The organism is Specibacter sp. NPDC078692 (assembly GCF_040686835.1).
Classification (GTDB): domain Bacteria; phylum Actinomycetota; class Actinomycetes; order Actinomycetales; family Micrococcaceae; genus Specibacter.
The window spans coordinates 13,164-25,946 of record NZ_JBFBLV010000030.1; the positions used below are offsets into that span (position 1 = coordinate 13,164).

The 12,783-nt window shown below is 60.8% G+C and carries 14 protein-coding genes; 4 read left to right on the forward strand and 10 right to left on the reverse strand.

Going from position 1 to position 12,783, the window contains the following annotated elements; translation table 11 throughout:
- Position 1 precedes the first annotated feature (1 nt).
- From rlmB to AB0O97_RS16765, 5 genes are all read right to left on the reverse strand, one after another.
- Positions 2-997, reverse strand: coding sequence for a 23S rRNA (guanosine(2251)-2'-O)-methyltransferase RlmB (rlmB, locus tag AB0O97_RS16745; RefSeq protein WP_363884175.1), 996 nt, complete (start codon positions 995-997; stop codon positions 2-4).
- A 356-nt stretch (positions 998-1,353) separates the two neighbouring features.
- Entirely contained in the window at positions 1,354-2,775 is a 1,422-nt protein-coding gene (gene cysS / locus AB0O97_RS16750; RefSeq protein WP_363884177.1) for a cysteine--tRNA ligase, read from the reverse strand.
- A 27-nt stretch (positions 2,776-2,802) separates the two neighbouring features.
- Positions 2,803-3,294 (reverse strand): 2-C-methyl-D-erythritol 2,4-cyclodiphosphate synthase, encoded by a 492-nt coding sequence (gene ispF / locus AB0O97_RS16755; RefSeq protein WP_363841474.1) that lies wholly within the window; start codon positions 3,292-3,294, stop codon positions 2,803-2,805.
- Between the two features lie 4 nt (positions 3,295-3,298).
- The gene (gene ispD, locus AB0O97_RS16760; RefSeq protein WP_363841477.1) at positions 3,299-4,078 is read right to left on the reverse strand and encodes a 2-C-methyl-D-erythritol 4-phosphate cytidylyltransferase; all 780 of its coding nucleotides are present in this window, start codon (positions 4,076-4,078) and stop codon (positions 3,299-3,301) included.
- A 117-nt stretch (positions 4,079-4,195) separates the two neighbouring features.
- The gene (locus AB0O97_RS16765) at positions 4,196-4,678 is read right to left on the reverse strand and encodes a CarD family transcriptional regulator (protein WP_363841479.1); all 483 of its coding nucleotides are present in this window, start codon (positions 4,676-4,678) and stop codon (positions 4,196-4,198) included.
- Between the two features lie 277 nt (positions 4,679-4,955).
- Here AB0O97_RS16765 and AB0O97_RS16770 point away from each other — a divergent pair, with 277 nt between their 5' ends.
- On the forward strand, positions 4,956-5,558 hold the full coding sequence (locus AB0O97_RS16770) for a hypothetical protein (RefSeq protein WP_363841482.1): 603 nt from the start codon (positions 4,956-4,958) through the stop codon (positions 5,556-5,558).
- A 420-nt stretch (positions 5,559-5,978) separates the two neighbouring features.
- Here AB0O97_RS16770 and AB0O97_RS16775 read toward each other — a convergent pair whose 3' ends face one another.
- The 3 genes from AB0O97_RS16775 to AB0O97_RS16785 all read right to left on the reverse strand — a co-directional run bounded on the left by AB0O97_RS16775 (position 5,979) and on the right by AB0O97_RS16785 (position 8,448).
- Positions 5,979-6,332, reverse strand: coding sequence for a beta-galactosidase (locus tag AB0O97_RS16775; RefSeq protein ID WP_363884179.1), 354 nt, complete (start codon positions 6,330-6,332; stop codon positions 5,979-5,981).
- A gap of 76 nt (positions 6,333-6,408) precedes the next feature.
- Complete coding sequence (locus AB0O97_RS16780) at positions 6,409-7,089, reverse strand: response regulator transcription factor (RefSeq protein ID WP_363841488.1); 681 nt, start codon at positions 7,087-7,089, stop codon at positions 6,409-6,411.
- 15 nt (positions 7,090-7,104) lie between these two features.
- Positions 7,105-8,448: an ATP-binding protein gene (locus AB0O97_RS16785; RefSeq protein ID WP_363884181.1), complete on the reverse strand. Its 1,344-nt coding sequence runs from the start codon at positions 8,446-8,448 to the stop codon at positions 7,105-7,107.
- Between the two features lie 161 nt (positions 8,449-8,609).
- On the opposite strand from AB0O97_RS16785, the gene phoU reads away from it, so the two are divergent.
- On the forward strand, positions 8,610-9,272 hold the full coding sequence (gene phoU / locus AB0O97_RS16790) for a phosphate signaling complex protein PhoU (protein WP_363841491.1): 663 nt from the start codon (positions 8,610-8,612) through the stop codon (positions 9,270-9,272).
- Between the two features lie 243 nt (positions 9,273-9,515).
- Here phoU and AB0O97_RS16795 read toward each other — a convergent pair whose 3' ends face one another.
- Positions 9,516-10,262, reverse strand: coding sequence for a phosphoglyceromutase (locus AB0O97_RS16795; RefSeq protein WP_363884183.1), 747 nt, complete (start codon positions 10,260-10,262; stop codon positions 9,516-9,518).
- Between the two features lie 347 nt (positions 10,263-10,609).
- On the opposite strand from AB0O97_RS16795, the gene AB0O97_RS16800 reads away from it, so the two are divergent.
- Both AB0O97_RS16800 and AB0O97_RS16805 read left to right on the forward strand, forming a co-directional pair.
- Entirely contained in the window at positions 10,610-11,422 is an 813-nt protein-coding gene (locus AB0O97_RS16800; RefSeq protein WP_363842164.1) for a class I SAM-dependent methyltransferase, read from the forward strand.
- Between the two features lie 37 nt (positions 11,423-11,459).
- Positions 11,460-12,353 (forward strand): PhzF family phenazine biosynthesis isomerase, encoded by an 894-nt coding sequence (locus tag AB0O97_RS16805; protein ID WP_363884184.1) that lies wholly within the window; start codon positions 11,460-11,462, stop codon positions 12,351-12,353.
- A 63-nt stretch (positions 12,354-12,416) separates the two neighbouring features.
- Here the strand turns inward: AB0O97_RS16805 and AB0O97_RS16810 are convergent, their stop codons facing one another.
- Positions 12,417-12,776, reverse strand: coding sequence for a DUF2516 family protein (locus tag AB0O97_RS16810; protein ID WP_363841500.1), 360 nt, complete (start codon positions 12,774-12,776; stop codon positions 12,417-12,419).
- Between the last annotated feature and the right edge of the window lie 7 nt (positions 12,777-12,783).

Here is a 12,783-nt window from a genome sequence, read left to right on the forward strand (position 1 = left end):
GCTAGCTTTGGGCCGAGCGTTGCTTAGAGATCTCGTACAGCGTGATGCCGACTGCCATGGAGGCGTTGAGTGATTCCATGGCCGAGTCGATCGGAATGGAAACAATTTGATCGCAGTTTTCGCGCACTAGGCGGGACAGGCCCTTGCCCTCAGAGCCAACCACAATGCACACAGGCTCCTGCGCCAGTCCCAGAGCGGGCAGCGAAACGTCGCCGTCGCCGTCGAGCCCTAGAACAAAGAATCCCATCTTCTGGAAGGCGGCGATGGCACGGTTCAGGTTGGGAGCCTTGGCAACGGGCACGCGGACGGCGGCACCGGCGCTGGTCTTCCAGGCAGCTGCGGTCACACCGGCGCTGCGACGCTCCGGGATAATGACGGCGTGGCCGGAGAACGCCGAAACGCTACGAATGATGGCGCCGAGGTTGCGGGTATCGGTGATGCCGTCTAGGGCGACGATCAGCGGGGCGTTGGCGATGTGGCCCTTTTTCCACTGGCCGATGATTTCGCTGGCCTTATCTACCGCATCTTCGTAGTCGTACGGCGGAATCTGCAGTACTAGGCCCTGGTGGATGGCGTCTTCGGTGAGGCGGTCCAGCTCAGGCTTGTGGGCTTCGAGCAAGGGGATGCCGCGTTCGGTGGCCAGCTTGATGGATTCGCGCACGCGCTCGTCCATGTCAACGCGGACAGCAACGTAGAGCGCCTTCGCGGGGATGCCTGCGCGCAGCGCCTCAACCACAGAGTTACGGCCGGTCACGAGCTCTTCGGTGGCCTTGCCCTTGGGGCCGCTATTGCGGCGCGGGGAGTTGCTGGTGCCAGCACGCTTGGCAGCGGAGCGATCGGCAAGCTCCTTGTTCTTGAACGCTTTGTGGTACGTACGCTCTTCAGCCTTAGGGGTAGGACCCTTGCCCTCGAGTGCCTTGCGACCAAGCCCGCCAGTGCCCTTGAGGGGACCCTTCTTGAGCTTACGAACGGCGCCGGAACGGGGATTGTTGGCCATGGTGAAACCCTTAAGATTGGTGCGGCACCTGACAACAGGCACCGGCGTACGTCAAACTAAACTGTCAAACTATTGCGTCAGCGGGCACATTTTTGGCACGCCGGATAACGGGAAACAACAAACCCGTAACTAGTAGCTTACGGCCTCGATGCAAATCCCGCGCCACATCCACGAAAAAGTGGCACTTCTCACCGCTGCCCGTGGCTGTCTTCTTCTCCCGGCAAGGCCCATCTGCTATAAGCACCGGCTTCTCGGCAAGGCCCGGCGCGGGAGGGTTGAGGCGAACACTGCGCTAGCGTCCGTGATTTTTCAACCATTGCTGCGATAGCATCCGTGGGGGGGGGCTTTTTGTGGGGCTATTTCTTCAGGGACCAGCTGGAGCCTGTTGCGGAGTCTGCAACCTCGACGCCAGCTGCTGCCAGCAGGTCGCGGATCCTGTCCGATTCGGCCCAGTTCTTCTCCGACCGGGCCTGAGCACGAGCTTCCAGCTGGGCCTTGAGCAGGACTTCCAGCGCGGCCAGCTCGGCCGTTCCGGTGCCGCCCGTGTGCCACTGCGCGTCCAACGGATTGATGCCCAGCGCATCCGTCATGGCCATGGCAGCGAGGAAACCCGCCTCCACGCCGGCGTTATCTCCCGCCGTCAGGGCCGTGTTGCCGGCCCTGACGGTTTCGTGCAGCACGGCCAGGGCAGCCGGGACGTTCAGGTCATCGTCCATCGCCGCACGGAAAGCCGACGGCAGCGTGTTGTTGAACCAGCCAAATTGGCCGTCCGGGTACAGCCTGGCACGGGCTGCCCCCATGAACGTCTCGATGCGGTCGACGGCGGCCGCGGCCTCCGTGAGCGAGCCCGGACGGTAGTCCAGCACCGAGCGGTAGTGTGCCTGACCCAGGTAGTAACGGACCACGAGGGGCCGGGCGATCTCCAGCATTTCGCGTGGGTTGATGGTGTTGCCGATGGACTTGGACATTTTTTCACCTTCATAGGTGACCATGCCGTTGTGCATCCAGAAGTTGGCGAAGCCGTGGCCTGCCGCCTGGGACTGGGCCATTTCGTTTTCGTGGTGCGGGAAACGCAGATCCAGCCCGCCGCCGTGAATGTCGAACTCGGTGCCGAGGTATTTGGTGACCATGGCTGAGCACTCAAGGTGCCAGCCGGGACGGCCGGCGCCCCATGGGGACTCCCACCGGGCAGTCTCCGGATCGCCTTGTTTATGACCCTTCCACAGCGCAAAGTCGCGGGGATCGCGCTTGCCCCGGGGGTCGGCGTCGGGCGCTGCCTGCATGTCATCAATGTTCTGGTGCGTCAGCGAGCCGTACTGCGCCCAGGAGCGGACATCGAAATAGACGTCGCCGGATTCATCCAGGGCCGGGTAGGCGTGGCCGCGCTCGATCAGCGTGGCAATGAGCGCGTGCATCTCCGGAATATGGCCGGTGGCGCGAGGCTCGTAAGTGGGCTTGAGGATGCCGAGCGAGTCGTAAGCATCCTCGAAGGCCTGCTCGAATCGGTAGGCGAGGGCCCACCACGGTTCGTTGTTTTCGGCGGCCTTGACGAGAATTTTGTCGTCAATGTCCGTCACATTTCTAACGACGGTGACGTCGTAGCCGGTGGTCTGCAGCCAGCGGGTGAGCTGGTCGAAGGCGAGGGCAGAGCGGACGTGGCCAATGTGCGGCTCGCCCTGGACGGTGGCGCCGCAGTAATACAACGAAACCTGCCCCTCTTTGAGCGGGACGAAGTCGCGGATAGCGGCGGTGGCGGAGTCATGGAATCGCAGGGTCACGGCTCTAGGGTATCCCTTCAGAAAGATTTACGGGTGCTCGTGCTGGATGACCAGGGCGGTGGCAATAGCGGTGATGCCTTCGCTGCGGCCGGTGAATCCCAACCCGTCGGAGGTGGTGGCACTGACGGATACGGGCGCTCCGGCGGCAAGGCTCAAGGCGGCTTCTGCCTCGCGACGGCGGGGTGAAAACTTGGGCCTGTTGCCAATGAGTTGCACAGCAACATTGCCAATCTCAAAGCCTGCTTCACGCACAATCCGGGCCGCCTCCCCCAATAATTTCGCACCGGATGCGCCGGCGTATTCGGGGCGGTCGGTGCCAAAGTGGGTGCCGAGATCGCCTACTCCGGCTGCCGAAAATAGGGCGTCGGCAGCTGCGTGGGCTACGGCGTCGCCGTCGGAATGGCCGCTAAGTCCGCGTTCGCCTTCCCACAGCAAGCCTGCGAGCCAGAGCGGAGCGGGGGAATGATCGGGGGCGAAGGCGTGCGTGTCGACGCCGATGCCTGTGCGGGGCAAGATCATGGGCTTAGCCTTCAATCCATCGGGGGCGCAGCGGCCCTTCCAGCAGTGCCTCGGCTAGCAGCAGATCGGTGGGCGAGGTGATTTTCAGGCTGTGGGTTGAGCCCTGCACCACGAACACGTCCTCGCCAAGGGCTTCCACCAGCATGGCGTCGTCGGTGATGGCTGCTAGCTCGTCGTCGCTGAGTGTCAGGGCGTGAGCGTGAGCCTGGCGCAGGGTTGCGAGGTCGAATCCTTGGGGAGTTTGGACCGCTCTCAACACGCTGCGCGTGGGCGTGCCCACCACCTTCTCCACGCCGGCGCCCGTGGCGGGCAGAGTTCCTGGTTCCACGGTCTTGATGGTGTCCACCACGGCCAGCGCCGGGATGACGGCTTTGGCACCATCGCGCAGGGCTGCTGCTACGCGGCTGAAGACTCCCGACGGCGTCAGCGGCCGGGCGGCGTCGTGAATCATCACGGTGGTGACGCCCTCCGCCAAGCTGGCCAAGGCTGCGGCCACAGAGTCCGAACGCTCAGCTCCACCCTCGACAACGGTGAAAAGGATACCTTGAGCCTGCGCCAGCTCGGCAGCGGTCTCACAAATGGTCACCAGCTCGGTATCCTCGGGCGGAATGGCGACGCAGATTTGGGCCGCCACACCTGCCTTGACCACGCCACGAATCGCATGGAGCAGCATGGGCTGACCAGCCACCGGAACGCGGGCTTTGGGAACACCGTAGCCTAGGCGCTGCCCGGAACCGGCTGCAACAATAACAACGGCACAGGAGCCTGTCTTGACCTCAATCATGTTCTCTACAGTAGTCCGGTGGGCCCGGTCTTGGTCTAGACGGTACAACTTTGGGCCACCCATGCAAAAACCCCCACACCAAGAGGTGCAGGGGTTTGCATGATTTTCTGGTGGCCGTTAGGAGGCCAGAACCTCGTCCAGCACTTCTGCTGCCTTGTCTTCGTCAGTCTTTTCCGCCAGGGCAAGCTCGGAAATCAGAATCTGACGCGCCTTGGCAAGCATGCGCTTTTCACCGGCAGACAAGCCGCGGTCATGATCACGGCGCCAGAGGTCACGGACGACCTCGGCAACCTTGATGACATCACCGGAGGCAAGCTTTTCCAGGTTGGCTTTGTAACGGCGAGACCAGTTAGTGGGCTCCTCCGTAAACTCGGCACGCAATACTTCAAAAACGTGCGCGAGACCTTCCTTGCCTACAACATCTCGGACCCCAACTAGGTCAACGTTCTCCGCAGGGACTTCAATTGTCAGATCCCCCTGGGCAACCTTGAGCTTGAGATACATCTTCTCTTCACCCCGGACAGTGCGCATCTTGATCTCTTCGATCTTTGCCGCACCATGGTGTGGGTAAACTACTGTCTCGCCGACCTCAAAAAGCATGTGGATTCTCCCTTTCCAATACTCCTAGTTTACCACGGTTAACTAGCCACTCCCTTGAGTTTCCGCAGGTCAGGGGCGACCAGAGCTACGCTGGCGGCGCAATTGTTCCAACAATTGTAAGAATTCTCCATCCCTTGACTATCGCGCCTCAAAGTGCAGTGGAGCACTACCGCTATTCGGGCTCAGGTTTAGGCCCCGGCGGCGGAAGCATGCTTTTGGCGAATTTGCGGATAAGCTGGACAAAGATATTTTGTCTTTTCCATGAGGAGTTACTGACGTGAGAATCGCTGCCGGCATTCGCGGTACCAAACGAGCGCAACGCTTAAGCCTGATTGCCGCCATCGGCATTGGCGCCATGGCCTTCACCGGTTGCAGTGCCATCAACCAGCAAAGCACCACCATGGTGTACTCCGCATCTGATGGAGTTCGCCTAGATATGGGCCAGCTGGAACTGCGCAACGTGCTGATCATCTCCGAAGCAGCGGGTGGACCGGGCCGGGTTGTCGGCACCTTCTATAACCAGGCTGATTCAGACATCACCTTGACCATCAGCGGCGCCCAGGGCTCGCAGACGGAAATCACCGTCGAGCCCGGCATTCCGCTGGTCCTGAATAGCAAGTCGGATAAGTCGATCCTGAGCACCATGGATCAGGCCCCGGGCAGCATCGAATCCCTTGAACTTCGCCAATCCGGTGCCGGTTCCGAGACCGCAACCTTGAAGGTTCCTGTTCTGGATGGCACCTTGGTCGAGTACAAGGACCTGGTTCCCAGCGCAGAGCCCAGCGCCACAGCTTCTGCTGACGCCAGCGCCGAGGCTTCTGCTGCAGCTTCTGCGGACGCCAGCGCCGCACCTAGTGCTGAAGCTACCGTAGCCCCGTAATTCTGTAGTTCAGCTCAGCAAGTTCGCGTTACAGCCGTTATTGGAGCGCACATCTTGTTGCAGCACTAGTTTTTTCTGAAGTGCAAGTGGGACCGGTTGTCGTTGAGACAACCGGCCCCCATTTTTTTGTCCACCCACAGCCAGCACCCGACCGCCACCTATTCCAAATCGCAGATCGCGCGATGAATTCGCGATTTTTGCCGCATCAGCTGCAGTTTGGATCCGGGGTAAAGCTAGAAGCAGGGCAAGAAACCGCATCAGCTGTAGTTTGGATCCGGTCGCAGTGCTTCCAGCGCGGACGCTGACCCGGAATAAGCGACTCCGGGCGGGCACTGGATTGGAATCCTGTGCCCGCCCGGAGACGTTCTTCTACCGGCCTTTGTTAGTGACTGGCCGACATTCTACAAGCTCATTCTCCGCCTAGTAGGTGACAATGGAACCGCCACCATCAGTGACCTGATGCTTGACGGCGGTCTTGGTAGAGGCATCGAGCCACTTCAGTGATTCGGCCGATGCCTCGGGGTCCATGCTGCGTAGGGACTGTGAACCGTTCTTGGTCAAGTAAGCCGGTAGCCCGCCCATGGAGATTTCCGCGTTGATATCCGGGCCGAGGCGAGCGATGACATAGAGGCCTTCTTCCTCAGCCATGGTCAGCAGGAGGTTGATGTCCCTAATACCCGTGAAATCAAACTGGCCAGATTCGGTGGAGTGCAGGCCCCAGAAGAAGTACAGGGACACGGCATTAAAGCCGCTGCCCAGTATCCTCGGGAACATGTCAGGTCAGTCGTCAGTACCGGGCAGGCGCCAATGATGGAATTCGCCATCATAGCCTTGACACAAGGCTCAACCGCTACGGTTCCAGCTTGTAACCCAAGCCGCGCACTGTGACAAGATGCCGCGGGCTGGCTGGATCCAGTTCGATCTTGCTCCGCAGCCGTTTCACGTGGACATCGAGCGTTTTGGTATCGCCAACATAGTCAGAACCCCAGACCCGATCGATCAGCTGTCCGCGGGTGAGGACCTTGCCAGCATTGCGCAGCAACATTTCCAAGAGCTCGAATTCCTTCAGTGGGAAGGAAACATTCTCGCCGCGTACGCTGACCACATGCCGCTCAACATCCATCCGCACCGGTCCAGCATTCACTGTGGAATCCATGAGCTCTTCGGGCTCGCCCTGTCGCCGCAGCACAGCCCTGATCCGGGCGATGAGCTCCCGGGAAGAATAAGGCTTGGTGACATAGTCATCGGCACCCAATTCCAGCCCCACCACCTTGTCAATCTCCGAATCCTTGGCCGTGAGCATGATGATCGGGACACTGGAACGCTGACGCAAGTGCTTGCACACCTCGGTTCCACTCATGCCCGGTAGCTGCAGATCCAGCAGGACCAGATCTGCCCCTGAGCGCTCAAATTCCACCAGTGCGTCCAGGCCGTTGTCTACAACAGAGACCTCATAGCCTTCCTTGGACAGCAGGAACGACAAAGGGTCGCTAATGGAATCCTCGTCCTCAACAATCAAAACTCTGCTCACGCTCGTTGCGCTCCTTTAGATCAATCCGGGGTGCCGGTCACTACGCAGATGCGTACCGACGTCGGACGTTTGGTTGGAAAGTTGGGGCAGCCGCACGGTGAACGTGGAGCCCAGCTTGGGGGCCGACCACAGTGTCACCTCGCCGCCATGGTTGTTGATGATGTGCTTGACGATGCTCAGGCCCAGCCCGGTGCCGCCCGTGTGGCGCGAGCGGGCCGTATCGACCCGGTAGAACCGCTCGAAAATCCGGTCCTGCTCCGCGGGACTCAGACCGTCACCCTGATCGGAGATACTGACAGATACGACGTCGTCAGCCACCGACAATCCGATCCCCACCTGGGTGTTTTCCGGGGAATAGCGCACGGCGTTGTCAATTAAGTTGCGCAGCGCGGTCACGAGTTGGGAGCGGTCGCCATAGACGTCGGCGCGCTTTCGGGGCCCCAGCGCGATGGTGATGTTCCGGCTCTGCGCCGGCGATCTAGTGCGGTCCACGGCCTCGGCAATGACATCGTTTATGTCCACGCTCGTGCCAACCAAAGCCACGTCCTTGCCCTGCACCCGCGAGAGCTCGATGATGTCCTGAACCAGAGCCGCCAGCCGCGCGGATTCGGTCATCATGCGCGAAGCGAAACGGCGGACCGTGGCCTGATCTTCCGGAGCCGATTCCAGCGCCTCGGCTAGCAGCGAGATGGCACCCACTGGCGTTTTCAGTTCGTGCGAAACGTTGGCCACGAAGTCATTGCGGACAGCTTCGGTGCGGGCAATTTCGGTGCGGTCATCCGCCAGGAGCAGGATGTATTCCTCCCCCAACGGAGCCACGCGCACCTGAATGACCAGAGTTCCCTGGCCCGGCGCGGCCCAATGCATGGGGATCTGCTCGACGGGGGTGACTGCAGGGGCTGTTGCTCCGGGCGCGGCGGCGGTTGCGCTAGTACCAGCCGCGCTAGTTACTGCGGGAGCCGGCGTCGTGCTTGACGGTCCCTGAGGGCCCGGATGAGGATGGGCAGCGCTGGGTAAGATGACGCGCGGCAAGATCAGGTCGCGTTCTTCAATGACGCCCGCGCGGCGCACCCGGTGGGCGAGCTCAATCAGTTCCTGGTGGACCACGGTATGACCGCGCACCAGACCAAAGGCGTACGCGCCGGGACTGGCCCGCACCACGCCGTCGACCGTGTCAATAACAATGTAGGCCTTGCCCACAACGGAGAGGACCTCGGCGGCACCATCAGGCAAAGTGGGTTCGCCAATGTCCACGGTGTGTTTGCGCGAACGCTCGCTGATACTAAACGCGAGCATGCCAAAAACACCAAGGGCCAGGCCAATAAGCCCGGCCGACACTCCAACCAGCAAGGGATCCACACCACAACCCTATGTGCTGGCCGCGGCAATTTGCGCAAAACGGGGCCGGGAGCGTCCCCGTTCAACTAACGTTCACCTTGGCGTGCTGTCTCGTTCACGTGCGGGTGGCATGCTATTACTCATAACAGACCCATTTGGGCTGCCCTTGAAAGGAACCACGCGTGCGCAAAGTATTCCAGGCCGAGCTTCACCAAATTGGTGAGGGGCTTATTGAGATCTCCGAATTGGTTGGCGAGGCGGTAAAGAAGGCAACAACAGCTTTCGCCGCGGCCGATCTCCAGAGCGCCCAGGAAGTTATTGCCGCAGACGCTCGAATCGATTTCCTGCAGAATGACTTGGACGAGCGCGCCATTGACGTATTGGCGTTGCAGGGCCCGGTTGCCAGCGATCTGCGCATGATCGTTGGCTCGTTGCGCATGAGCGCCTCGCTGGAGCGCATGGGCGATCTGGCTCGTCACATTGCCCAGTTGACCCGCCTGCGTTACCCCAACCCGGTGATCCCGGCGCCGCTGACGGAAACGTTTGCCGAAATGGCACGGCTGGACATCATCATCGCCGAAAAGGTCACCGAGCTGCTGGATTCCCGGGACTTGGAGCTGGTGGGCCATATTGCCGCTGCCAAGATTGAGATCAACAAGCTCCACAAGTCCGTGTTCACCGTCATGGGAGCCCCGGAGTGGGACGCCTCCGCTGCGACCACCGTGGATGTCACCCTGGCCAGCCGCTACTTCGAGCGCTTTGGCGACCATGGCGTCTCCGTGGCCCGTAAGGTCTCCTACCTGGTGACCGGCGAATGGCAGCCCGAGGATTTCCTAGCCGGCTAATTCCTGGCCGGCCGCAGCTGAAAAATGCGCCCGTCCCCCATTAATGCGCCCGATCTACGGGGCGCATTTGTGGGGGACGGGCGCATTTTTGCTTGGCGCACGCGCCGGGGCGTGAGTTGGGCTCGCTTAAAGTTCGACGGCGGGACGTCACCTGTGAAAGGTGACGTCCCGCCGTCGTTCTTCACCGCCTCCCACCGCTCGCAAGCTCGCGGCGGGGCCCTCGGCGGCTCTCTTAGGCGTTAGTTACTTCTTGCCCTGGTTGGCAACAGCCTGGATGGCAGCCGCGGCAGCATCGGCGTCCAGGTACTTGCCGCCGGGAGTGATGGGGGCGAAGTTCTCATCCAGTTCGTAGACGAGCGGGATGCCGGTGGGGATATTCAAGGAGGCGATGGCCTCGTCGGAGATGCCGTCCAGGTGCTTGACGAGGGCGCGCAGCGAGTTGCCGTGCGCGGTGACCAGAACAGTCTTGCCAGCCTTGAGGTCAACCTTGATGTCTGATTCCCAGTACGGCAGGAGGCGGATCAGCACGTCCTTGAGGCACTCGGTACGCGGCAGGGCGTCGCCCAGATCGGCGTAACGGGGATCGTGGGCCTGTGAGAATTCGCTGTCGTCGGAGAGGACCGGCGGCGCGGTGTCGTAGCTGCGGCGCCAGGTCATGAACTGCTCTTCGCCGAACTCGGCGAGCGTCTGGGCTTTGTCCTTGCCCTGCAATGCACCGTAGTGGCGCTCGTTCAGGCGCCAGTCGCGCTTGACGGGAATCCAGCCGCGGTCGGCCTTGTCGAGGGCCATGTTCGCGGTGTTGATGGCACGCTTCAGGAGTGAAGTGTACAGCACGTCGGGGAGCAGGTTGTTCTCCACCAGCAGCTCACCACCGCGTGCGGCTTCGGCGCGACCCTGATCGTTCAGGTCAACATCCACCCAACCGGTGAACAGGTTCTTGGCGTTCCACTCACTGTGGCCATGGCGAAGCAAAATCAGCGTATAAGTCATGGTTCCATCCTACCGGGCGGGGGCGGAGGGCTCGAATTACTACGCCACACTGAAGCTGCGTACGGTTTGTCCGTAACCATGCGCAGCTCTTTGAGTGGCGTGTGGTTACGACCAAACGGTGCGCAGCAGCAAACAGCATCGGACCCAGCAGCAAACAGCATCGGCACCCATCGGATCCGGCACGGTATAAACGGCGCAGCACCGCCAAATGTGTCCGGTCACACAACCCCGCAAAGGCGGTTTCGTCAAATCCGGTCACGCGCGGGAAATAAAATTTTCTAGTGGTTCAACGTGCGCAAAGGGTCAAGGGTTCCTCGAGCAACCCCTCAGCAGGTCCAGCCCAAGGCATCACGCAACAACGCGGCAAGCCTTTTGGCAACGCCACCCGCGGCACCACCAATCCCAACCGACTACGCCGCGTCGACCGCTGGCTTGCCGGGCCCCAAGCGTGGCGGCTGAAGTGCGAAAGCAATCCGCTAGTGGTGGATTTAGGGTACGGCGGCTCCCCCGCAACAGCTGTGGAACTGTATTCACGCATCCATGCCATCTGCCCCGAAGCACATGTGACCGGCATTGAAATTGAGCCTGATCGTGTCCGCATCGCCAAACCCTTGGAGCATGAGGGACTCGATTTTCAGGTGGGCGGCTTTGAAATTCCTGTTCCCGGCCAGGCCAGCATGGTGCGCGCCTTCAACGTGCTCCGCCAGTACGACGAAGCCGATGTCCGCCTCATCTGGGACACCGTCTGCGCCCGACTTGCCCCACAAGGCATCTTCATCGACGGCACCTGCGATGAGATTGGCCGGCGCAGCACCTGGGTGGCTTTGGGCGTTGACGGACCCCAATCCCTGACGATTTCGCTGCGTTTTGGCGACTTCGAGTTACCCAGCGATGTTGCCGAACGGCTCCCCAAAGCCCTGATCCACCACAATATGCCGGGCGAAAAAATCCACGGCTTCCTGCAAGCTCTGGACAAGCATTGGCTCTCAGGCGCGTCCCTGGCGTCCTTCGGCAACCGGCAGCGGTGGCTGCGCATGTGCCAGAAAATGTACGACGACGGCTGGCCGGTTGTCCGCTCACCCTCTCGTTGGCGTTTGGGTGAGTTGACCATCGCGTGGACGGCTGTTGACCCAACCGCAACCGTGGACTTCACTAGCTAGGAACGGCCACGACGGCTTGTGATGAGCGGAGCAAACCATGAGCGATGCAGCACGTCCGGAGGTTCTCCATTTGGCAGCTTTCGCCGATGGTCACGGCGGAGGAAATATGGCCGGGGTGGTTCTCGCGGCCGCAGATCTTAGCGATGCAGAGATGCTGCAGACGGCCAGGGACGTCGGCTACTCGGAGACAGCCTTTCTCACCAGCGGCCTCGATGTTAACCGTAGTGCTCGGATCCGCTACTTCTCCCCCGGCGCCGAGGTTCCTTTTTGTGGCCACGCCACGGTGGCAACGGCTGTTGCTCTCGCCGAAAAATATGGTCCCGGCCCGTTTTCTCTGATCACCTCTGCCGGTGAAATAGTTCTAGATACGTTCGTTTCCGAGAAGGGCATGACGGCCTCTTTCATGAGCGTCGAGCCATCCGTCACCCCGATTTCACCCACGGTATTGTCCCGTTTACTGGGGCTACTCTCACTCAACGCAGCGCAGCTACATCCGGAATATCCAGCGGCGCTGTCCTATGCCGGAAATACGCATCCAGTGCTCGTTGTCCAAGAGCAAGCCAACTTTGATGGCTTCGTTTTTGATGCGGATGGACTTCGGATCTTGATGGACGAACAGGGGTGGGCAGGGACCGTTACAGTCTTGTGGGTTTCAAGCACCGGAGCTAGGGAAGCCGGCTCTCAAGGATCCGATGCTATGGAACTTGTTGCCAGAAATTTGTTCCCCGTGGGCGAGATTTTAGAAGATCCTGCGACAGGTTCTGCCGCCGCATCAACAGGGGCGTATCTACGAAGCTTGGGAGCTGTAAAAACACCGTCGACCGTGATCATCCGACAAGGCGCGCATGTGGGACGGCCCAGTATTCTTCATGTCAGCATCCCTGCCCAAGGCGGCATAAAGGTGAGCGGGACGGCCACTCGCATTCGCTGATCAGGCCACCGGCTCAGGCCCACCTGATCAGGCTCACCCACTCGGGCCCACCTGCTTAGGAGATTACCAGGAGGAGCCGCGGTTGTTTCCGCCGCGCCCGCGTCCGCGTACCTCGGCCAGGGCCGGACGAACATCGGCCAAATAGACGCCTGCTGCGGTGACGCCCGCAAGAGTGAACAGCATCATCATGCCCATGGGCGGCACCGTCAGATTCATAATGGGGCCAATGATGTAGAGGAAGCCAAAGAAACTGGCACCACCAGTCAATGCCGTCCAGAACGTCTTGTTCCGCTTGTACACTCGCTCAAAAGCGGTCGGTGGGGTACGCAAGCAGTCGGCAAAGGCCCACACCTGAATCCCTAGGGCCAGCAGACCAAGGGCAACGAGGATGAAGAACTCCACAAAATTCAAAAGGTTAGACACAGGCCCA

Coding starts and splice junctions, on each gene's coding strand:
- rlmB (WP_363884175.1), bottom strand. CDS start 997: ATGGCCAACAATCCCCGTTCCGGCGCCGTTCGTAAGCTCAAGAAGGGT.
- ispF (WP_363841474.1), bottom strand. CDS start 3,294: ATGATCTTGCCCCGCACAGGCATCGGCGTCGACACGCACGCCTTCGCC.
- ispD (WP_363841477.1), bottom strand. CDS start 4,078: ATGATTGAGGTCAAGACAGGCTCCTGTGCCGTTGTTATTGTTGCAGCC.
- AB0O97_RS16765 (WP_363841479.1), bottom strand. CDS start 4,678: ATGCTTTTTGAGGTCGGCGAGACAGTAGTTTACCCACACCATGGTGCG.
- AB0O97_RS16775 (WP_363884179.1), bottom strand. CDS start 6,332: ATGTTCCCGAGGATACTGGGCAGCGGCTTTAATGCCGTGTCCCTGTAC.
- AB0O97_RS16795 (WP_363884183.1), bottom strand. CDS start 10,262: ATGACTTATACGCTGATTTTGCTTCGCCATGGCCACAGTGAGTGGAAC.
- AB0O97_RS16805 (WP_363884184.1), top strand. CDS start 11,460: ATGAGCGATGCAGCACGTCCGGAGGTTCTCCATTTGGCAGCTTTCGCC.